Below are 21,553 nucleotides of genomic sequence, written 5' to 3'. Positions count from 1 at the left end.
GCATATCCGGCGATAGTTTAGTCCTTCAGGCCCCGCGCCGGTCGTCGACGCGTCTCGCCTTGCCCGCGCTGCGTTCGAGCGTATGCGGCTCGGCGAGACGCAGGTCGACCCGCAGACCGACGGTTTCTTCGACGGCGTGCGCGAGCCGCTGGCGGAGTTCCTCCATCTCGCGGACCCGGTCGCTGAAAACCGATTCCGTGACCTCCACCTGCACCTGCATGCGGTCGAGTCCCTCTTCGCGGGTGAGCACGATGCGGTAGTGCGGCAGCGTCTCTTCGACCTTAAGCAGGGCGGCCTCGATCTGTGAGGGGAAGACGTTCACGCCGCGGACGATGATCATGTCGTCGCTCCGCCTCGCGATCCGCTCGATCCGGCGCAGCGTGCGTCCGCACGGACACGGCTCGGCGATAATGCGCGTGATGTCGTGTGTGCGGTAGCGGATTACGGGCATCGCCTGTTTGCTCAACGTGGTGAGCACCAGCTCGCCCTCTTCGCCGTCCGGCATCGGTTCTCCGGTCTCCGGATCGACGATCTCCACCAGAAAATGGTCCTCAAATATATGGAGGCCCGCCTGGGCCTCGCACTCCGTACCCACGCCGGGCCCGATAATCTCGGACAGGCCGTAGATATCATACGCGCGGATCCCCGTCCGCGCCTCGATCCGCGCACGCATACCTTCCGTCCAGGGTTCGGCGCCGAAGATCCCCGCGCGCAGAGGCAGTTCCGACCAGTCCAGCCCCATCGCCTCGGCGCGCTCGATCAGGTGCAGGAAATAGCTCGGCGTGCAGCATATCGCCGTCACCCCGAAATCGCGCAGGACCATCACCTGTCGCTCGGTGTTGCCTCCGGAAATGGGAATCACCGCCGCGCCCAGCGCCTCCGCGCCGTAATGGGCGCCGAGTCCGCCGGTGAAGAGCCCGTAGCCGTAGGCGTTCTGGATGATATCGCCGCGGTGCAGCCCCGCCGCGGCGAACGTGCGCACCATTACGTTGCGCCAGACCTCGAGGTCCTGATCGGTATAGGCCACCACGATCGGCTTGCCGGTGGTCCCGCTGGAAGCGTGCAGGCGTACGATGTCGTGGAGACCGCTGGCGAACATACCGTAGGGATAGGTGTCGCGCAGGTCGGTCTTCTCCGTGAACGGCAGGCACCCGGCGTCCTCGAGCGAACCGATATCACGGGGCCGGACCCCGGCGTCCGCACATCGCCCGCGGTAGAGTTCCACCTTTTCGCAGGCCCGCTCGACGGTCGCCCGGAGCCGCTGAAGCTGGAGGGCGCGCAGACGGGATGGCGGGAGGTAATCCGGCGCGGACGCCGGATGAAAGGCGCCGTTCATGTCGTTCCAGAGCTCCGGCGTATGCATGGTCTCTTCTCTCCTGTTTGCAGGCTGCCGCAAAAGATACAGAGTCACGTTCTACAAAATTATACGCGGCGGAACCAAACAGGAATCCGGCGCCGTTGCTTCCCCGAGCGGCTGACGGCGGTCCGCTCCACTCCTACCCTTTCGCCGAGCGGCCCAGGCTGAAGGCTTGTTCATTGGCTTCGACGAGCCGTGAGGGCAGCCGTTCCCGGAGCACCCGCAGCCAGAACTCGCATTCGAACGGAAGATGGGTGCTGAGCACGCCGAGCATCGCCACGTTGAAACTCCTCCGGTCGGCCAGCCGCCCGACGTCCACGGCATCCGGTCCGATCAGAACCCCCTCGTCGCGCAGACGCTTTTTCATGTATTCCACGCGCCCCGGATCGAATACGAGGCCGTAATCCACGGTGCCTTCGGGGATCATCGGGCTGAGCACGGCCGGCCCGAACCGCACGTCGCTCTCGATCGATCCCCCGCGCTGGCTCATGCCGTGGACCTCCGCCTTCTTCACGTCCCGTCCGGCGCGGAAGGCCACCTCCCCGATCAGGTCCGTGGCCGTCAGCACGCCCTGCCCTCCGAGGCCGGCGACTTTGATATTCGTGATCGCTGCTGCTGTCATTCGTCTAACCGCTTTCCTTCTTCCGGTCCCGTTTCATCGCCAGGACGCACGGCTGGCGGGTGATGATCACCGTCAGCTCGTTCGACGCCAGTGCCCGCGTGAGTTCATCGCGGAGCCGGTCGGTCTCTTTCGAGGGGTTGAGGATCACGACGCGGTCGACGCCCATCGCCTCGACGACCCGTTCGAGTTCGAGTTTCGGCGCGGGGGTGCCGTCGAGCGCCCGGCCGGTACCGGGATGCTCCTGCAGACCCGTCATCGCCGTGGTGGCGTTGTCGAGAATCAGCACGACGTGACCGGTGCGCGGGCGGTTGTAGACCATGTCCACGATACCGGTGAGACCGCTGTGGACGAAGGTGCTGTCGCCGATGACGCTGACCACGCGGCGCGCGTCCTCGTCCGGAAGCGCCCGGCGCATGCCGAGTCCCATCCCGATACTCGCGCCCATGCAGGCGCAGGTGTCCATCGCCTCGTACGGGGGAAGCACCCCCAGCGAATAGCATCCGATATCGCCGGTCACGAAACACGCTTTCTCGCTCAACACCTGGAACACGGCCCGGTGCGGGCATCCCGGGCAGAGCTGCGGCGGTTTTCCGCCGGTTTCCGCGGGCGGCTCCTGCGTCTCGCCGTCGATGATCCGCCGCACCCGGTCCACGTTCAGTTCTCCGAAGCGGAACACATCCGGCCGGCCGCGGACCGGCCGGCCCGCCGCGCGCAGGGCTTCGAACAGAACCGGGTCGCCCTCCTCGATCACTACGCACTCCTCCACCCCGTCGAGGAACGCCATGATCCGCCGCATCGGCAGCGGATGCGTCATTCCGATCTGCAGGATCGACGCCTCGGGCGCCGCCTCGCGCACGTGCATCGTCGCCACGCCCGAAGTGATCACGCCGAGGGAACCGGTGCCTTTCCAGTACCGGTGCATGCCGTGAAGATTGTTCCATTCGGCCACGGACTGGAGTTTGGACCGCAACCGCTTGTGCGCCGGCCTCGCGTAGGCGGGGACCATGACCCGTTCATTGATCTGGCGCTCGTATCCCAGCAGCGGCGCGCGTTCCGGCTCGTCCCGTTCGACGAGGGTCCGCGAGTGGCAGATCCGCGTGGTGAGGCGGATGATGAAGGGCAGCCGCCACTTCTCGGAGAGGGCGAAGGCGGCGCGGGTCATCGCGTACGCCTCCTGCGAATCCGAGGGCTCGAAGACGGGCGCGCCGGCGGCGACGGCGTAGCGGCGCGTGTCCTGCTCGTTCTGCGAGGAAGCCATGCCCGGATCGTCGGCCACGGCCAGGACGAGCCCGCCGGTCGCGCCGATGTGCGTGGCCGAAAACAGCGGATCGGCGGCCACGTTCAGCCCCACGTGCTTCATGGTGGCCAGTCCCCGCGCCCCGCCGGTCGAGACGCCCAGTGCGACTTCCAGGGCGACCTTTTCGTTCGGGGCCCACTGCGCGGTTCCGCCGAACTCCGCGAGTGCTTCGAGGATTTCACTCGACGGCGTGCCGGGATACCCCGTCCCCAGCGTCACCCCCGCATCCAGCGCACCGGCCGCCACCGCCTCGTTCCCGCTCAACCACGCCCGTGTTTCCATATCCGCCCCCTCTTGGCCCTCAATCCCTGAGGCATCCTTCAAAAGACGAAAGAGTCTGCGCAAGGAGCGCGGGGGCGTCAATCGGAAACAGCAGGGTGGAGACGGCCGGGAGCATCGCCCGCCCCCTTTAATATTGAAGGGCGTCGAATTTTCCCGAGAATGACCCTCCCAATGAAAGAGTGAAGGAGTACGCCCATGAAAAAGTTCTGGATGACTACCTTGCTGATCGGCATGACCACCCTCCTCGGCCGTGCGGCCGGCCGGGAACGCCCGAACATCCTGCTTATCCTCGCCGACGATCTCGGCTACGGAAACGTCGACTGTTATAACCCCGGCCCATCGATTCCGACCCCGCATCTGGATCGCCTGTCGCGGGAGGGACGACGATTCATGCAGGCCTACGCCCCGGCCGCCGTATGTACCCCCACCCGCTACGGCATCCTGACCGGACAGTATCCCTGGCGCGGACCGCTGAAGGATGGTGTGGTTATGGAATACGAACACCCGATCGTCGCCCCGGAACTGATCACCCTGCCCGAACGGCTGAAGACGGCCGGATACGCGACGGCATGCATCGGGAAGTGGCACCTCGGCATGACGTGGCCGACCGTCGACGGCGAACCGCTGCGGACGGATTTCAGCAAAAGGCCGTCCTACGACGCATTCGTCGAACTGGCGAAACGCATCGACTACAAGGGCGAAGTGCGCAGCGGTCCGGTCGATCACGGATTCGACTACTACTACGGCGAAGGTGTGATCAATTTCCCGCCGTATATGTTCATCGAGAACGACCGCTTCGCGGAAAAGCCCGCCGGACTCCGGCTGAAGGGTTTGTCCGGGGCTCCGGGCATGATGAGCGCGGACTATACAGACGAATCGGTGCTCGCACGCCAGAGCGACGCTGTGCTCGAGTACCTCGACCGGCGCGCGAAGGGCGGCCGCGAGACACCGTTCTTTCTCTACTGGGCGCCGAACGCGATCCACTATCCGATCTGCCCTTCCGCTGACTTCAGGGGAAAGACGGAACATGGCCCATACGGCGATTTTATGTACGAGCTGGATGCGGCGGTCGGGCGGGTGGTCGACCGGATCGATGAGCTGGATCTTCGGGAGAACACGCTGATCGTCTTCACTTCCGATAACGGGCCGCGCAGGCCGCGCCTGCCCACCGGCCACGACTGCACCGCGGGACTGCGCGGCCGCAAGGCCTCGGACTACGACGGCGGGGTCAAGGTCCCGTTCATCGCCTCCTGGCCGGGTACGATTCCGACCAACACCGCGTCCGATGCGGTCATCTCGCTGGTCGATCTCTATCCGACCTTTACGAAACTGGGCGGGGCCGAGTGCACGAACCAGTTCACGGACGGGATCGATGTTCGAGAAGCCCTGGTCGAAGGCACGCTCGCGAACAGCGATGAGCGGGCGATCGTGATGACCTCCGTCCGAGGCAAGTTCGCGCTGCGGCGCGGAAAATGGTCGCTGCTCAGCCACCCCGGCAACGGAATAAAGCGGTACGACGGCGACGAGGATACACCGACGCAACTCTACGATCTGCACGAGGACCGCGGGCAACGGAACAACCTTTTTCCTGAATTTCCGGAAAAGGCACGAGAGTTGGAACGCGATCTGAAGCGAGTACGCGCTTTGGAGTAACGGTGTTTTTGAGGTTATTGGGTTATTTTTCCGCCGGGACACCCGGATTCAAAACTCACTTCAATGTTCACCGGGGGGGGTCGAGCGCGTTTTCGGGCAATGTTGAAGTCAGGTCTATCGCCTCCTTCGCAAAACGCCGACCGAGTTCTTCGTACCCCTTTACGGTCAGATGAAGATCGTCGAACACCTCTTCGCCCTTCCGGTTCATCCCGCTGTTGAGATCGTCCGTATTCACCCATGCCGCCCGCAAGTCGGATTCCGCCACCGCAACCTGGGCGGACCGCACAAGGGTCCAATGGGGATAGCGATGATTCTCAAGGTCAAAATCATTAATACGTCCGATTACCGCGTTCATGTCTTCTCTCCCCAAATCGTCGCGGAACTGCTCGATCAGACCGCGCAGACTCGCCTCGTATACATCCCCGTACGCCTCTCGCGCATCCCGTTCGCCCTGCATCCAGACCAGGGTTACCGAAATGATCTCCTCTCCGGCGATTGCCCGCCTGACCTTCGACATCAGGCGGTCGTAGAGGTCGCCGTTTTCTTCCGGAGAATCCCCGTCGGCAGACGCCCAATCCCGGTACCATCGACGGACGGGCTGCCCTCCCATGGCATCCTTGATCACGATCACGCGATCTGCCCCGAACGCTGCCTCCACGGTGGGCGTAAAGGATTTTGCGGGATCAAGTCTCGCCATGTTTGACTGACCCGAGAGGATGAAAAGATGTTTGCCCGCCGGCCCCGGCCCACTCGCCGACACCGCCGAAACCACCATCATGCACGTGATCATACAGAGCCGTTTCATCAGTCAATCCCTCCCTCTTTTGAAGCCGGACCCGGCTGTTTCCTTGCGTTCCGGGTGGAAGAAGCGGAACGCCTGCCTGTCTGGTTGAATAAGCGCCGTCAAGTCGGCGCACTTGACCGTGCGATTCTCGCCCAGGAAACATGGGCGCGGTGCGCAGTTTTCCGAAACGTATCGCACGGAGATCATGCCCCGGGCAGACTTGCGCTGATGCGGTAGCGCCCGGAGCCGACCTCCAGTCTCTGCCGCCCGTTCGCGGGTTTTTCGCGATCGAGAATTCCCGCTTCGCCCTCGGCGACCTTCACGCCGTCCCGGCCGCAGGGCGCGTAGAGGGTGGCCGTAGCATTGGCGGGTACCTCGACGGTCCACTCAAACACCCCTTTGCTGCAGGACCACTCGCTGACGATCCGTCCGCGCGGGGACTCATACGAGCCCCGGGCGGATTCGAGCTGGCGGACCATGTAGGGTTTGAGCGTGAAATGACCGTAGCCGGGTTGCTCCGGATCCGGCCTGATGCCGAGCACGTATTCGTAGAACCACGTGTCGACGGCGGTCCACTGGCAGTGTTCCTGCGGACGATTGGCGCGGATGATATGCTCTGAACCTTCAGGGGTCGCGTTCAAAACCGCCTCGCCCCATGTCTCCCAGGTCGTCTCCGATCCGAACGAGAGCATGTAGCGAAAACCCGGAAAGCCTTCGGCGGTCAGCATTTTCATCGCGGTCTCCTCGTGGCCTCCGACGGTGAGCGCCTTCAGCACGCGATCGGTACCGAGCTGGCCGCTGGTGAAGTGACCGTCGTATTCCGCGATATGTTCCAGGAACCTCCGCATGGTCTGTTCGCGTTTTTCCTTAGGGACCAGGTCATGGTAAAGCGCGTAGCCGTACATGGTCTGGGACTCGTAGGTGTTGCCTTCGGGCGTAGTATACGAGTAGCGGCCGGTCTGCGGGTCAAGGTACGCCCGGTTGAAGGCCGCCTTGAGATCTTCCGCGAGTGCGTCGTATTTTTCCGCATCCTCCGCTTTACCCAGCTCCTCCGCCGTATCACTCAGGGCGCGGGCGGCTAGGTAGAGGTGGACCGTACCGCAGATGCGTCCGGGGGTGTGAACCGGGTACCCGCCGCCGATCCGGCCGAACGTGTCGTCGCGCTCCAGGCCTCGCTCACGGCGCAGACCGATGTTGAGATCCTCCTTCACCGCATCGTGCCAGTCGCCGACCGCGGAGAAAACCAGCCCCTCGATACGGGTTTCAGCGAGCAGATCGACCGTCCCCTTCGCGATCTCGTAATGGTCGCGGATCAGGTTACGGTCGCCGTAGCGCACATAAGTCTCCCACGGGTACATGGCATTGCTGATGCGCTGTTCGGGGATATTGGAGGATCGGCGGCCGGGGGCCATGCCGGGGCCGACGTTCTCCATGATCTCGCCCTTTCGACCCGAATCAAAACGGATCTGGTCCCGGTCGCTGCCCCAGGCGCTCGCATGGCCGCCGATCGGCGCGCGACCGGCGCTGGTGCGCCAGTCGGCGATATACTTATCCCAGTAGGAGTAGGAGTTGAAATTGTCCATAATCGCCCGCGCATTCGGCCAGGTCATCCAGCCGGTCCGTTCGCGCGTGGGGGTGTCGGAGTACATGTGGCGCGTATTGCCCTGCACGGTACGCACCAGCGCATGATGCAACTCGTTGAGCAACGGCTCGGAACACTGGAACCGCCCCGCCTCCGGCATGTCCGTCGAGGTGAATAGTCCGCTGATAGTTTCCAGGTGCGGTTCGCCGATGAGTCCCTCGATCTGCACATAGCGGAAGGCGTTGAAGGTGAAGCGCGGCGTCCAAGTCTCCTCCGCATCCCCGCGGCAGACATACAGGTCCGCGTTGTTCGCCGTAACGGACATATGTCCCGTTCCGTAGACCGTGCCGTCGCGGTCGAGCGACTGGCCGTAGGTCAGCAGGATCGGCGTTCCTGCGGGCTGGTTCTCCACCCTAAGACGCACTACCCCGGTCAGGATGCGGCCGAGATCGACGACCCACACGTCGGGTTTCGGGTGCATGATCGATTTCGTTTCCGTGGTTTCAACCACACGGATCGGCTCGACGTTCTGTGCCTCCAGGCGCGGCGAGAGCGGTTCAACCGTCTTCGCGGCCGTCCAGGCCTCGCCGCCCTCGAAACCCGGCTCGCTCCAGCCGGCCATTTCGCGCCGCGCGTCATGCACTTCGCCGCACCAGATGCCGTTCTTGACCACCGGCCCTTCGAGCGTACAAGTCCACGAATCATCCGTGACCACCCGCTCGCGCGTGCCGTCCTCGTAGATCAGCTCGAGCTGCGCGATCAGGCCCGGATCGCCGTAGCGCGGGGTCTCTTTGAGTGTGGCGTAGGCCAGCGACTGGCCGTACCAGCCCTCGCCGAGGATCGCGCCGATCGCGTTCACGCCCGGAAGGAGCTCGTCGGTGACGTCGTAACTCAGGTAGAGGGCACGCTCGTCGTAATCGGTAAACGCCGGGTCAAACGTAGTGTTCCCGATTTTCGAGCCGTTCACGTAGAACTCGGCCAACCCCAGCCCGCAGTAGTGGAGCACAGCGCGGCGTATTCTTTTGTGAATGCGGAATTCCCTGCGGAACATCGGCGCAGGCTGGATTTCATAGAGCCGGTCGCGCTGGAAATCGGCCTGTTTCTCTTTGGGGATGCGGTGCGAATGGAGTGTGGCCTTTTCGACCCAGGTCTCGATCCAGGGGGCATCGGGAACCCAGGCATGAGCCTTGATCTCCGGTGTATCGAGCAGGCGGTCATACGGGCGGAATCCGGAACGCCCGGCCCATCGATCGTAGGGAGCCCGAATCCAGGACGCTTCCCAGCCTCCGTCAGAGAGCAGGGCCGTGTCGAACGATGCCCAGCCGCTCCAGCCGGACTTCCCGTCGCCGGTCCACGTCCGCACCCGCCAGCGATAGGCCGAAGAGGGTTTGAGAGGCTGGCCCGCGTACTCGATCCAGAGCTGCTCACCGCTCTCGACGCGACCCGAATCCCAGACCGTCCTCCCGTCGTCGTCCGCCTCCACTTGAATGCGATAAGCCGTCTGGCGCACCCCGTAGCCTTCCTCGTCCAGCCGCCATGAAAACCGCGGCTGCGGCGTATCGACACAAACCGCACCCGTCCTGCCCTCCACGCTCATACCGCACGGCGCGGCTGCCGCCGTCATGGAAACGAGCAACGCACACGCCGCTATACAAAACCCGTCTGCAAACTTGTGCTTCATTTCAACCTCCGGGGATCGCAACCGTAACTTATAGAAATATAATGTGAAAACCACCCCTTGTCGAATTCGTTCAGCAGTTCTCATTATGGCCGCATTCCGACCGCGGACGGCGTGGCAGCCGTCCCTCCCGAGTCGATATCCGACGCCTTTTCGGGCATTGGGAGGGTCGGGTGCCACCCCGACCGAAAAGGGTGAAGCCATAATGAGAATCGCTGGAATTCGTTTTTTCTTGTGGCGAGGGCGGGTTACCCGGAATCCGGCGCGCCGAGGACTTTGCGGATTTTGTGGGCGAGGTCGGCCAGGACGAAGGGTTTCTGGATGAGATCGTTTTCGTCGTGAATCATGCCCTGATCCTTGACGTGAAATTCGGAATAGCCCGAGGCGAAGAGGACTCTGATATCGGGGTAACGTTCGCTGACCTTACCCGCGAGTTCGGTGCCGTCCATGCCCGGCATGACGACGTCGGCGAAGAGGAGGTCGACGTGGCCCTTGTAGCGGTCGAGCACCTCGAGCGCCTCTTCCCCGCTGCGGGCCTCGAGTACTTCATAGCCGAGCAGACGGAGCATACGGGTGGCCAGATGGAGCACGGCGGGCTCGTCCTCCGCAATAAGAATCGTCTCCCCGCCGCCGGGAAGATCTCCGGACTGTTCCTGCCGCCCGGCGGTCTCCGTCTTCTCGCGCACCTCGGGCAGGTAGACCTTGAACGTCGTCCCGCTGCCGGGTTCGCTGTAGACTGAAATATGCCCGCCGTGCTGCTTGATAATCCCGTAGGCGGTGGACAGTCCGAGGCCGGTGCCTTTGCCCACCCCTTTCGTGGTGAAGAACGGCTCGAAGATGTGGTGCATGGTGTCGCGGTCCATGCCCACTCCGCTGTCGCTGATCATCAGCAGAACGTAACGCCCCGTGCATTCCTCCTCCCACTCGATGAATTCCTCCGCGTCCTGGCGCGAGAGCTGGGCGTGCCGGGTCTCGATGATCAGCGTCCCGCCGCCGGGCATGGCGTCGCGGGCATTGACCGCCATGTTCACGATCACCTGTTCGATCTGGCCGTGGTCGACACGGCAGAGGCAGGGGTCCTCGGCGACGTTGTAGCGGATGCGGATATTCTCGGGAATGACGCGCTGGAGCATGTTTTCGAGTCCGAGCACGACTTCGTTGAGGTCGAGCTGGCGCGGGGAGAGCACCTGTTTGCGCGAGAAGGCCAGGAGCTGCCGGGTGAGGGTGGCCGCCTGCTTGGCGGCGTCGATCACCGCCGTCAGATCTTCTTCGACTTCCTCCGGGGACTCCTTGCCTTCGAGGGCGAACTGCGCGCTGTTGCGAATGACCATCAGCAGGTTGTTGAAGTCGTGCGCCACGCCGCCGGCGAGCTGACCCACCGCGTTCATCTTCTGGGCCTGACGGAGCTGGGCCTCGAGGTGGAGTTCCTGGGTGACGTCCTTCATGATGCTGGCGTAATTGGTGATCTCCCCTTCCCGGTTCCGGATGGGGAAGATCACCGACTCCGCCTCGAAAAAATGGCCGTTCTTGCCGCGGTTCGTGAACCGTCCGTTCCAGATCTCGCCCTTTTCGAGCGCGGTCCAGATCTTGCGGTAATACGCGTCTTCGTGAGTCCCGCTCTTGAGGATATTCGGCGTGCAGCCCACGGCGTCCTCCGTCGCATATCCCGTGAGCTGCTGGAAGGCGGGATTCACGTACTGAATATTCCCGTCGAGGTCCGTGATCATGATCGCCTCGGCGGCCTGCTCGACCACGGCCGCGAGGCGGCGGTGTTCGCGGTCGATGCGGTGGCGTTCCGTGATGTCGCGGCTCACTTCGATCCAGCCGATCATCTCCTCGTGCGGCCCGTGAAACGGGGTCGTCACACAATCCATCAGACGCGATTCGCCGTCGGGATACGTCACCCACTTGGAGTACCGGCTGGGGGCTTCATCGCGCTCGATTCGTTCGCGCAGTTCCCGGTACTCCTCGGCGCGTGCCCGGTCGAAAAAGTCCGGCGGCCGGGAACCCACGATCTCCGTACGATTCCGCCCGACGTAGCGCGCGAAGGCCCGGTTGCAGCCGAGGCATCGTCCCGACCCGTCGGAGAAATAGATCAGATCGGGGATCGAATCGATCAGCGAACTCAGCAGCGACTGCTGTTCGATGATGCGCTGCCCCACCTGGAGCCGCGCCGCCAGCTCGTCCTGGTCGAAAGGTTTCGAGATAAAGTCGTCGGCGCCCGCCTCGAAGGCCTGGAGCAGGTCCTCCTTTTCGCGGCGGGCGGTAAGCACGATCACGTAGACGGGGTTCATGCTGCCGAGATTCTTGACGCGGCGGCAGACGTCGAGCCCGTCCAGTTCCGGCATCATCCAGTCCATAATCGCCAGCCGCGCCGCATCGGGTGCGGTCAGCCGCTCGAGCGCCTCCGCGCCGTCGCAGGTGATCTCAACCTCGTGACCCAGCCGCTCGAGGACGCGGCGCAACACGGTCCTCGAAACAGGGTCGTCTTCTGCAATAAGAACCTTCATAATAATCCGTTCTGGCGCAGGGCTCCGGAAACTCCTAGAAAACACGACTCCGGCGGGGTTTGCAATGGAATAAGAGGATCACGTATGGTGGGTTTTGAATGGGGGAACGAACGCCGGGTAAAGGTTTGACCGCGCCGGGAGGACGGATGTGAATACGCTGAGGCTGGCCGGTTTCGGCATGCGCGGCTACGTGGGCGGATCGCTCACGCCGAATCTTGCGGCCGATTTCGTCTCGGCCTTCGCCACGCTCACGGAGGGCGGCCGCATCGTCCTCGCACGCGACACCCGCTACTCGAGTCCCATGTTCCACGCCACCGCCGTCTCCGCCCTGACCTGCGCCGGCTGCGAGGTGATCGATCTCGGGGTCGCCCCCACCCCGGCCGTCCAGTTCGCGGTAAAGGAATGCGGCGCGGCGGGGGGGCTGTCGATCTCGGGCGGGCACAACCGCCAGGGGTGGAACACGATCACGCTCATCGGCGCCGACGGCGCCTTCCTGGACCCCTCGGGCGGCGAGGCCGTGCTGGACATCTTCCACGCCTCCGAGTTCCGCAAGGCGGACTGGTGCCGTCTCGGCGCCATCTCGGACCGCCCGGAGGGGATGGACCGCTACATGGACCACCTCGCGGCGCAGGTGGACGCCGAACGCATACGCCGGCGCCGTTTTCGCGTGGTCATCGATCCGGTCGGCGGCGCCGCCTGCCCGCTCCTCCCCCGTTTCAGGGAACTGTTCGGACTCGACCTGATCCCGATCAACGGCCGGCCTTCGGGCTACCTTGCACGCGAACCCGAACCCAGGCCCCGCAGCGCCCTGCCGATGGCGGAAATCATCGGCGCGCTGGGCGCCGATGCCGGATTCGTGCTCAGCAGCGACGCCAAGCGGCTCTCGGTGGTCTCGGAAACGGGGGAGCCGGCGAGCGAGGAGTACACCTTCGCGCTGGTCGCCCAGCACGTACTGGAACAGACGCCCGGACCGGTGGTGACCAATTCGTGCACCACGCGCACGGTGGACGACCTGTGTGCGCGGGCGGGGGCGCCGCTGCTGAAGAGCCGCGTGGGCGAGGCCTGGGTGATCTCGTCCATGCAGGACGAGGAGGCCGTGCTCAGCGGCGAGGGCAGCGGCGGGGCCGCCCGGGCCTCGAACGGAGCGTATTTCGACGGCATCCTCTCCACCCTGCTCATTCTCGAATCGATGGCCGTCCGCGACTGCACCCTGAGCGGACTGCTCGCCGGCATTCCGCGCTACGGAATCGATAAGCGCCGCGTGCGCTGCACGTATTCCCGCGGCACCCAGGCACTCGACGCGCTGCAGCGCCGCTGGAGAGGGGCCGGCGCGGGGACGCTCGACACCACCGACGGCATCCGCCTGGACCTCGAGGACGGGTGGGTCCATGCGCGGCTCTCGCGCACCGAGAACATTATCCGGGTCATTTCCGAGGCCCTCGACCGCGAGACGGCCGAACGCCGGGCCGCCGAAACCGTGAGGGTCCTGCATGAAGAACTCTGATCCCGAACGATTCACGCTCAAGGTGGGCATCTCCGGCGTACGGGGCATCGTCGGCCGCACCATCACGCCCCAGCTCGCCGTCTCGTTCGCCCAGGCCTTCGGCGTATTCGCCGGAGCGGGACCGGTCGTGGTCGCCCGCGATACCCGGACTTCGGGCCGCATGCTCGAGGAGGCCGTGTTCGCGGGCCTGCAGAGCGTCGGCTGCCGCCCCCTGCTGTGCGGGGTCATCCCCACACCCTCCGCCCTTTTTCTCGTCCGGCGCCTCGGGGCCCGCGGCGGCATCGTGATTACCGCCAGCCACAACCCCGCCGAATGGAACGCCCTCAAATTCGTGGACCGCAACGGCTTCTTCCTCAACCGCTCGCGCTCCGGGGAGCTGTTCGACCTGTACCACCAGCGCGATTTTCCGATGGTGAGCGAGGCCGAACTTCCCGCCGCGCGCAAAATCGATCACGCAGCCGCGGCCCATCTCGACGCCGTGGCCGCCTACGTGGACACCGGCCTCATTCGCTCCGCGGGATTCAAGATCGCCGTCGATCCCTGCAACGGAACCGGCGCTCTGTACACCCGGCCCTTTCTCGAGCGACTCGGGTGCGAGGTCGTGGAACTCCACGCGGAGCCGAACGGGGTCTTCGGACGCGACCCGGAACCGGCGCCCGCACATGTGCGGGCGCTCTGCGACCTGGTCCGGAAGGAGCGCTGCGACGCGGGATTCGCCCAGGACCCCGACGGAGACCGTCTGAGCATCGTCGACGAGCACGGGTCGCCCGCGGGCGAAAACCTGAGCGTCGCCTTCGCCGTGCGCCGGGTGCTCGAAGCCCACGCCTCCGGACCGGTGGTCGTCAACCTCTCCACCAGCCGCTGCATCGACGATCTGGCCCGCGAATACGGCGTCGCCGTACACCGCAGCCGGATCGGGGAGATCAACGTGGTCGAAGCGATGCTCCGCCACGGTGCGGCGGTGGGCGGCGAGCATAACGGCGGAGTGATCGTTCCCGCCGTCCACCCCTGCCGGGACAGCTTCATCGGCATGGCCCTGGCGCTGGAGCTGATGGCGGCGGAACAGAAGTCCGTCTCGAAACTGAAGGCGGAGATCCCGGCCTACCACACGGCGACCGCGAAACTGGAGACGCCGGCCGGATCGACGCCCTCCCTGCTGCGGGCGCTCCGGCGGCATTACGCGGACCATCCGGTCGACACCTCGGACGGCGTCTTCGTCTCGCTGCCCCGCGGCTGGCTGCACGTCCGCCGGTCGAACACCGAACCCGTGATCCGCTTCACCGCCGAGGCGGGATCGGCGGACGAGGCCCGGAACCTGGTCGACACCGCACTCAACCTGACCCGCGCCCATCTTCAGGGATAAGCAGGACCCGCGTTCATCCGGCTCCCCATAAAACCTTGAGACGCCGGAGGGAAGTGCAGTATACACGGCTGTTCGCACCCGAAGACTCAACCGGACGGCGGGAGACCCCATGAGAGTTCCGATCTGCTGGCTGAAAGATTACGTGGATTTCGATGATACGCCGGAGCGACTGGCCGAAAAGCTGACGTTCGCGGGGCTGGAAGTCGAGGCGATCGAGCGGATCGGCAGTCCGGTTGAAGGCGTCGTCGCCGGGAAGGTCGTCGAGGTGCGCCCGCATCCGAAGGCGGACCGGCTCGTGCTCTGTAGCGTGGAATACGGAAAGGACGACCCCGCCCCGGTGGTCTGCGGCGCCCCCAACGTGCGGACCGGCGGCGTGTATCCCTTTGCACCCGTGGGCGTCACCCTTCCCGGCGGGATGAAGATCAAAAAGGCGAAACTGCGCGGCGAGACGTCGCTGGGCATGCTCTGCGCCGAGGATGAACTCGGACTCTCCGACCGCCACGAGGGTCTCATGGAGCTGGACGGGACGTGCGAGCCCGGCGCACCGATGCACGAGTGGATGGGGCCGGAGGAGGTGGTCTTTGAACTCGAGATCACGCCCAATCGTCCCGACTGCCTGAGCATCATGGGCCTCGCGCGCGAAGTGGCGGCGCTGTACGGAACCTCGCTCAGGCGCCCGGAGACCGATTGCGGCGAAGCGGGATCGGCCGTGGACGAGCGGGCCGCCGTCGAGGTCGCGGACCCCGGGGGGTGCCCGCGGTACACCGCCCGCGTACTGAGCGGGATAGGGATCGGCCCCTCCCCGGACTGGATGCAGAAGCGGCTCCGGCTGGCCGGGCTCCGGCCCATCAATAATGTGGTCGACATCACGAACTTTGTGCTCTTCGAGAGCGGCCAGCCGCTGCACGCCTTCGACCTCGACCGCCTGGAGGGCGGCCGGGTCGTGGTCCGCCGCGCCGCCCCCGGGGAGACGCTGACGACCCTTGACGGCGTCGAACGCACGCTGGACGAAGACACGCTCGTGATCGCCGACGGTGCGCGTCCGCTGGCGCTTGCGGGCATCATGGGGGGTGCCGACAGCGAGATCGGCGGGGACACGGAAAACGTGCTGCTGGAGTCGGCGGCCTTCGACCCGCCGACCGTCCGGGCCTGCACCAGGCGCCTCGGGCTCCACACCGATTCTTCCTACCGTTTCCAGCGCGGCGTGGATATCGAGGGCGTGGAGTGGGCCAGCCGCCGCGCGGCAGCGCTGCTGTCCTCCATCGCGGGCGGCACGCCCGCACGCGGAGCGATCGATGTACGCGCCCGCGACACCGAATCGCGCACCGTGCGCTGCCGGCCGGAAGCCATCACCCGCCTCACGGGCATTGAAGCCGGGCCGGACGAAGTCCGCTCCGCGCTCGAATCGCTTGAACTCGTCGTACGTCCGGCGGACGACGATCCTGCGGTGTTCGAGGTGGACGTGCCGTCGTTCCGTCTGGACCTGCATCGCGAAGTCGACCTCGCCGAGGAATTTGCGCGGATCCACGGTCTGGACCGCATACCGGAGGCGACCCCGCGCGCCTCGATCGTGGAGGACGCGGATCACGGGCGCGTGCGGGCACTGGACCGCTGCCGTCACGCCCTGACCGGCCTCGGCGCGCGGGAGATCATGAATTATACGCTGGTTTCGAAGGAGCTTCTCGACCGCTTCGCGGAGCCGGAGGACCTGCGAGAGGTGCTCCCCCACCCGATCAGCTCCGATCAGTCGATCCTGCGCACCTCGCTTATCCCCCAGATGGTCGAAACGCTCGGCCGTAACATGGCGCGCCAGGAACACGAGGCCGTGTTTTTCGAGACCGGGAAAGTATTCCGCTGCACCGGGGGCGAACTCGCAGAGTGTGAGCGTATCGCGCTGGGCATGATGGGGCCGGTGGGCCGCGCGCTTCTCGACCGCCAGCGGACCGTCGAACCCGAAGAGATGTTCCTGTGGATGAAAGGACTGATCGGGGAACTGCTCCGGCATCAGAATCTTGAGGGGACCCGGTTTGACCGCGTCGACGCGCCCGCCTTCGAACCCGGCGGCGCACTGGTGCTGAGCGCCTCCGGGCGCGAGATCGGCCGGATGGGACTGCTCCGCGCGAAGCTGGCGCGCGAATACCGCTTCAACGGGCCCGCGGCCGTTGCGGAACTGGATCTCGAACCGTTTCTCAACGAGGCCTTTCGCGTCCGCCGCGTGCGGACGCCGGCGGTGTACCCGGCGGTGGAGCGCGATTTCGCCTTCGTCGTGGACTGCGCCGTGACGCATGCACAGATCGAGGACGAGATCCGCAATGAGGCGCCGGATGAGCTGGAGCGCTGCGAGCTGTTCGATATCTTCAAAGGCCGGGGTATCGGAGAAGACAAAAAGAGCATGGCCTATCGTTTCGTCTACCGCTCAGGCGACCGCACGCTGCGCGACGAGGAAGTGAACCGCTGGCATGACAGCATCGGGGAGGCGGTCTGCGGCGCGCTCGACGCACAAATCCGGGAGGCTTAACGGTGAGACTTCTACCCATTCTGCTGTACGCATCCGCACTCGGTCTTGCCGCGGCACCCGGCGCGGCCGAAACTTTTGTAGAAGAATTTCGCGATCCGCCACGGTCTGCGAGACCCCATACCTGGTGGCACTGGATGAACGGAAACGTCACCCCGGAGGGCATCACCGCCGACCTCGAATCGATGGACCGCGCGGGGCTCGGGGGGTTCCAGGCCTTTCATGTCACCGTCGGCATCCCGCAGGGTCCCGTCGACTATATGAGCGACGAGTGGCTGGATCTTATGCATCACACCCTGCGGGAGGCAGACCGGCTGGATCTCGAAGTCTGCCTGCACAACTGCGCAGGGTGGTCGAGCAGCGGCGGGCCGTGGATCACGCCCGAGTATTCCATGCAGCGCCTGGTCTGGAGCGAGACCACGGTCTCGGGTTCCTCTTCATTCCATGATCGGCTTGCAAAGCCTGAACATAAGCTGGGGTATTACCGCGATATCGCCGTGCTCGCCTTTCCGGCTGCTGCTCCCGGAAACGGAAGCCGAGAACCCTTCAGAATTCGGGACTGGAAAGGCAAGACCGGACTGGAGCGCGACACGGTATGTGCACCCGACGAGCGCACCGCACCGGCCCATGCGCGGATCTCCCGCAGGGACCTCGTGGACCTGACGGCGCAGCTCGATGCCGAAGACAGGCTCAAATGGGAGGTTCCCGAAGGCGACTGGACGATTCTGAGACTTGGACATACCACGACCGGCGTCAGGAATCACCCCGCTCCTCCCGAAGGCCTGGGTCTGGAATGCGACAAGCTCAGCCGCACGGCGGCCGAGCTTCACTGGAACCATGCGGTGCAGCCGGTTATCGATAAGGCGGGACCGCTGAGCGGCCGCGTACTCAACAACGTGCTGATCGACAGTTACGAGGTTCATCAGCAGAACTGGACGCGCGGGCTCGGGGGGGAATTCCGCCGGCGCCGCGGGTACGATCTCTTCCCCTGGCTTCCCTGTCTGACCGGACGGGTGGTCGAAAGCATCGACGTGTCGGAACGCTTTCTCTACGACTTCCGCCGTACGATCGCCGACCTGTTCAACGAGCATTACTTCGGCCATTTCGCCGAGATGGCTCACCGCAACGGCATGCGCCTCTCGATCGAACCCTACAGTCATGTGGGGAATTTCAATCATATTGAGGCAGCCGGGTACGCGGACATACCGATGGGAGAGTGGTGGGTCCACTACCCGATCGAAGGCGACGGGGGGTTCTATAAGTGGACCGTGAAGCTGGCGGCCTCGGCGGCACACACGTACGGCCGCCGGCTGGTGGGGGCCGAAGCCTTTACCGCGCAGCCCGACGATGCGGGATTCGTCAATCACCCGTACCGGTTGAAGCCGTTGGGCGATTTCTTTTTCTGTCGCGGCGTGAACCGCTATATTTTCCATACGTTCGCACACCATCCTTCCACTGAGGCCTGGCCGGGGATGACGATGGGGCGGTGGGGATCGCAATTCCACCGCGGCAACCCGTGGTGGGAACCGGGCCGGGCGTGGATGAAGTACCTCGCGCGCTGCCAGCACATGCTGCAGGAGGGCTCGTTCGTGGCCGACCTGTGCTATTACACGGGGGAACACGCGCCGGACAGCGGAGAACACCGCATCGACATGAAACCCCGCCCTCCCGCGGGTTATGACTTCGATCTCTGCGACACGGAAATCCTGATGCGGATGGAGGCACGCGACGGCCGGATCACGCTCCCTTCCGGGATGAGCTACCGTCTGCTGGTCCTTCCGCACGGCCCGCAACGTCCGGAGGTGCTGAACAAAATCGAGGAACTCGTCCGGGCCGGAGCCGCGGTGACGGGTCCCCGTCCGGTGCGCGCGCCCGGTTTGAGCGGGTATCCCGCATGCGATGACCGGGTGAAGCGGATTGCGGCGGAGCTGTGGAACCCGGAAAATCCTCAGCATGTGCTCGCGCCCACGCCGCTCAAGGACCTTCTCGCCGAGCTGGGCGTCCTCCCCGATTTCGAAGTCGAAGGCCTCACGGTGCGCACGGACGCGCCCTACCCGTCCGTCGACTACATCCACCGGCGCGAGGACGGAAAAGACTGGTATTTCATCGCCAACACCTCGTTCGAACCGCAGACCGTGCGGGCGCGGTTCCGCTGTGCCGCACCCGTAATTGAATTCTGGGACCCCGAACGGGGCGCGATAGAAATCGCAGCCGATTCCGGCGGAACGGGAGACGGGAGGACGCGGCTCACGCTGAATCTCGGCCCTGCAGAGTCGCGGTTTGTGGTATTCCGGCGCACAACGTCTCCCGGAGCCGTGGCCGAAGTGCGCGGGACAGAACGGCATGAGCGCCTCAGACTGGAGGGGCCCTGGACCGTGCGGTTTCCACCCGGCCGCGGCGCACCCGCCCACATCCGGCTCGACGAACTCATCTCCTGGCCCGATCACGAACAGGCGGGCGTGAAGTACTTCTCGGGCACCGCGCAATACGAGCACACCTTCAACCTGTCCGGGGGCGGGCTCCGCGACGGCGGACGGTACGTGCTCGATCTGGGCGACGTCGATGTGATGGCGGAAATCATTTTGAACGGAGAGAATCTCGGCATCCTATGGAAACCGCCGTTCAGCGTAGATATTACGGACGCCCTGCGCGCCGGCAAAAACCGGATCGAAATTCGCGTGACCAATACGGGAGCGAACCGGCTGATCGGCGACGAGCGATATCCTCCGGAAATCGCAGAGTGGCACAAGGACCGGCTGCACGGACTGCGCATCGGGCGTTTCCCCGACTGGTATCCGGACAGCCCACCGCCGGCCGCCCGGGAGCGGGTGACGTTCGTGCCCTTCCGTCATCACGACCGCACCTCGAAGCTTCAGGCCTCTGGACTGCAGGGGCCGATCCGTATCTTCTCCGTGTCCGGCGGGGGCGCTGAATAGCCCCTGCCCGTCTTTGCTTGCCAGCCCCCCTGCGGCTGCGGTAGTTGTTACGGTTTCTCCGCCACGTCATGAGGCGTGGACGCTCTTATACCGCGGACACGGAGAATCGCGTTCATCAATCGGGATGGACGCCACGGCACAGGGCCGGGGGCCGGACCCCCGCGCTCCGGAAAGACACAACGCAACAAACAAGGGACCACTGATGATCAACCTGTTCACATGGCTGGGGCTCGGCCCCAGGCGCGTAGTGGTGGACGGCGACGCCATGCTCAAGGCTTCAGGCTGCCGCGGCAAGGCGGCGCCCCGCGACCAGATCCGCGTGCTGCGCCAGCTCGGCCGCTTCGCACAGAAAGAAAAGATCGACATGATCGTAGTACTCACCGGCAAGCCCCTGCGCAAGGCGCCCGACGATGCCTCGTTCGAAGGCATCCACGTCCGGTACGCCGAAACCTCCACCCGAGCGCAGAAGAAGATATGGAACCTCTTCCGTCGCCGACGCAAAAAGACCACGGTCGTGACCGACGACAGCGAGATGGAGCAGCGGATCATGGAGGCCGGCGGCGCCGCGCTCCGCGCCGGCACCTTCAACAAGGCGGTCAATATCGAAGGCGAAAACGCTTCCGGCGGCGGCTCGCGCAAGAGCGGCGGAGGCCGCCGGCGCGGCGGACGCAAACGCTCTTCCGGCTCTTCACCCAGGTCGGGGAAAAACGAATCCCGGGAATCCTCCGGCGGCGGGGACAACCACGGCGGCAACAAGGGAAGCGGGAAGAAAAACGATTCCGACCGCGGCAGCGAAGAGGATGCCCGCATCCGCGAGATGATCGACCTGGTCTAGTCCTCGAACACCACCCGGGACAGGTGCGGAAGTTCGCGGTGCAGACCGGCGTAGTCCAGCCCGTATCCGACGACGAAAACATCGTCGACCCGGAAACCGGTGAAGTCGGCGCGAATCCCGGTCTGCCGGCGCGAAGGTTTGTCGAGCATGACGCACGTATGCACGGAGGCCGCCCCGCGCGCGGCGAGCAGGCGGCGCGCGCGGGCGAGACTCAGACCCGTATCGAGGATATCGTCGATCAGAAGCAGACGTGCTCCCTCCAGGTCGAGCGAGGTGTCGTACACAAGCTTCACCTCGCCCGCGGACTCCGTACCGTCGCCGTAACTCTCGAGTCCGATAAAGTCGATGCGGGGATGCAGTCCGCGCGCAGCCCCGGCGCGGAGCAGGTCGGCCATGAACATGAAGCTACCGCGGAGAATGCCTACTGCGATGAAATCCTGTCCGCCGAACGCGGCGGCCAGCTCGTCACCCAGCCCGCCTACCCGTTCGCCGATCTGCTCTGCCGTATAGAGGATGTCGTTCACGTGATGAGCGCGCATCCGTCCCTCCTGTGATTTACGGGATGGCCGTATTATGTTATTCGTTATTTTTTGTTCCGCAAACGCGGGAAGACACATCCTACACCCTGTACGCCG

General features: G+C 64.8%; 13 protein-coding genes. 6 read left to right on the top strand and 7 right to left on the bottom strand.

Annotation, left to right across the window (positions count from 1 at the left end; all coding sequences use genetic code 11):
• Positions 1-25 precede the first annotated feature (25 nt).
• The 3 genes from L21SP4_RS02645 to L21SP4_RS02635 all read right to left on the bottom strand — a co-directional run bounded on the left by L21SP4_RS02645 (position 26) and on the right by L21SP4_RS02635 (position 3,558).
• Complete coding sequence (locus L21SP4_RS02645; RefSeq protein WP_052881207.1) at positions 26-1,363, bottom strand: phenylacetate--CoA ligase family protein; 1,338 nt, start codon at positions 1,361-1,363, stop codon at positions 26-28.
• 133 nt (positions 1,364-1,496) lie between these two features.
• The gene (locus L21SP4_RS02640) at positions 1,497-1,979 is read right to left on the bottom strand and encodes a 2-oxoacid:acceptor oxidoreductase family protein (RefSeq protein WP_052881206.1); all 483 of its coding nucleotides are present in this window, start codon (positions 1,977-1,979) and stop codon (positions 1,497-1,499) included.
• Between the two features lie 4 nt (positions 1,980-1,983).
• A complete protein-coding gene (locus tag L21SP4_RS02635; RefSeq protein WP_052881205.1) occupies positions 1,984-3,558 on the bottom strand; it encodes a thiamine pyrophosphate-dependent enzyme in 1,575 nt (524 codons plus the stop codon).
• 195 nt (positions 3,559-3,753) lie between these two features.
• Between L21SP4_RS02635 and L21SP4_RS02630 the strand changes: the two genes are divergently transcribed.
• Positions 3,754-5,211, top strand: a complete 1,458-nt coding sequence (locus L21SP4_RS02630; protein ID WP_052881204.1) for a sulfatase family protein — start codon at positions 3,754-3,756, stop codon at positions 5,209-5,211.
• 67 nt (positions 5,212-5,278) lie between these two features.
• Here the strand turns inward: L21SP4_RS02630 and L21SP4_RS02625 are convergent, their stop codons facing one another.
• The 3 genes from L21SP4_RS02625 to L21SP4_RS02615 form a co-directional block, all read right to left on the bottom strand.
• Positions 5,279-6,016, bottom strand: a complete 738-nt coding sequence (locus L21SP4_RS02625; RefSeq protein ID WP_052881203.1) for a sialate O-acetylesterase — start codon at positions 6,014-6,016, stop codon at positions 5,279-5,281.
• 182 nt (positions 6,017-6,198) lie between these two features.
• Positions 6,199-9,258: a family 78 glycoside hydrolase catalytic domain gene (locus L21SP4_RS02620; RefSeq protein WP_160300644.1), complete on the bottom strand. Its 3,060-nt coding sequence runs from the start codon at positions 9,256-9,258 to the stop codon at positions 6,199-6,201.
• Positions 9,259-9,503: 245 nt separating this feature from the next.
• Complete coding sequence (locus L21SP4_RS02615) at positions 9,504-11,765, bottom strand: response regulator (RefSeq protein ID WP_052881201.1); 2,262 nt, start codon at positions 11,763-11,765, stop codon at positions 9,504-9,506.
• Between the two features lie 148 nt (positions 11,766-11,913).
• Between L21SP4_RS02615 and L21SP4_RS02610 the strand changes: the two genes are divergently transcribed.
• The 5 genes from L21SP4_RS02610 to L21SP4_RS02590 all read left to right on the top strand — a co-directional run bounded on the left by L21SP4_RS02610 (position 11,914) and on the right by L21SP4_RS02590 (position 20,918).
• A complete protein-coding gene (locus L21SP4_RS02610; protein WP_052881200.1) occupies positions 11,914-13,269 on the top strand; it encodes a phosphohexomutase domain-containing protein in 1,356 nt (451 codons plus the stop codon).
• Positions 13,256-14,632, top strand: a complete 1,377-nt coding sequence (glmM, locus tag L21SP4_RS02605) for a phosphoglucosamine mutase (protein WP_052881199.1) — start codon at positions 13,256-13,258, stop codon at positions 14,630-14,632. Before L21SP4_RS02610 ends, glmM begins: the two co-directional genes overlap by 14 nt.
• A gap of 109 nt (positions 14,633-14,741) precedes the next feature.
• Positions 14,742-17,150, top strand: a complete 2,409-nt coding sequence (gene pheT / locus L21SP4_RS02600; RefSeq protein ID WP_052881198.1) for a phenylalanine--tRNA ligase subunit beta — start codon at positions 14,742-14,744, stop codon at positions 17,148-17,150.
• Between the two features lie 134 nt (positions 17,151-17,284).
• Complete coding sequence (locus tag L21SP4_RS02595; RefSeq protein WP_052881197.1) at positions 17,285-20,083, top strand: glycosyl hydrolase; 2,799 nt, start codon at positions 17,285-17,287, stop codon at positions 20,081-20,083.
• Between the two features lie 202 nt (positions 20,084-20,285).
• Positions 20,286-20,918 (top strand): NYN domain-containing protein, encoded by a 633-nt coding sequence (locus L21SP4_RS02590; RefSeq protein ID WP_052881196.1) that lies wholly within the window; start codon positions 20,286-20,288, stop codon positions 20,916-20,918.
• Here L21SP4_RS02590 and hpt read toward each other — a convergent pair.
• Positions 20,915-21,457: a hypoxanthine phosphoribosyltransferase gene (gene hpt / locus L21SP4_RS02585; protein WP_052881195.1), complete on the bottom strand. Its 543-nt coding sequence runs from the start codon at positions 21,455-21,457 to the stop codon at positions 20,915-20,917. The genes L21SP4_RS02590 and hpt overlap by 4 nt on opposite strands.
• Between the last annotated feature and the right edge of the window lie 96 nt (positions 21,458-21,553).

The sequence above is a fragment of the Kiritimatiella glycovorans genome (assembly GCF_001017655.1).
In the GTDB taxonomy this organism is placed as follows: Bacteria; Verrucomicrobiota; Kiritimatiellia; order Kiritimatiellales; family Kiritimatiellaceae; genus Kiritimatiella; species Kiritimatiella glycovorans.
Note: the sequence above shows the minus strand (reverse complement) of the source record. Positions and strands in the feature narration are given on the sequence as shown.

Excerpts from the sequence above, each read along its gene's own strand:
- pheT (WP_052881198.1), top strand. The coding sequence starts at position 14,742 with ATGAGAGTTCCGATCTGCTGGCTGAAAGATTACGTGGATTTCGATGAT.
- L21SP4_RS02595 (WP_052881197.1), top strand. The coding sequence starts at position 17,285 with ATGAACGGAAACGTCACCCCGGAGGGCATCACCGCCGACCTCGAATCG.
- L21SP4_RS02620 (WP_160300644.1), bottom strand. The coding sequence starts at position 9,258 with ATGAAGCACAAGTTTGCAGACGGGTTTTGTATAGCGGCGTGTGCGTTG.
- hpt (WP_052881195.1), bottom strand. The coding sequence starts at position 21,457 with ATGCGCGCTCATCACGTGAACGACATCCTCTATACGGCAGAGCAGATC.
- L21SP4_RS02635 (WP_052881205.1), bottom strand. The coding sequence starts at position 3,558 with ATGGAAACACGGGCGTGGTTGAGCGGGAACGAGGCGGTGGCGGCCGGT.
- L21SP4_RS02630 (WP_052881204.1), top strand. The coding sequence starts at position 3,754 with ATGAAAAAGTTCTGGATGACTACCTTGCTGATCGGCATGACCACCCTC.
- L21SP4_RS02590 (WP_052881196.1), top strand. The coding sequence starts at position 20,286 with ATGATCAACCTGTTCACATGGCTGGGGCTCGGCCCCAGGCGCGTAGTG.
- glmM (WP_052881199.1), top strand. The coding sequence starts at position 13,256 with ATGAAGAACTCTGATCCCGAACGATTCACGCTCAAGGTGGGCATCTCC.
- L21SP4_RS02615 (WP_052881201.1), bottom strand. The coding sequence starts at position 11,765 with ATGAAGGTTCTTATTGCAGAAGACGACCCTGTTTCGAGGACCGTGTTG.
- L21SP4_RS02640 (WP_052881206.1), bottom strand. The coding sequence starts at position 1,979 with ATGACAGCAGCAGCGATCACGAATATCAAAGTCGCCGGCCTCGGAGGG.
- L21SP4_RS02625 (WP_052881203.1), bottom strand. The coding sequence starts at position 6,016 with ATGAAACGGCTCTGTATGATCACGTGCATGATGGTGGTTTCGGCGGTG.
- L21SP4_RS02645 (WP_052881207.1), bottom strand. The coding sequence starts at position 1,363 with ATGCATACGCCGGAGCTCTGGAACGACATGAACGGCGCCTTTCATCCG.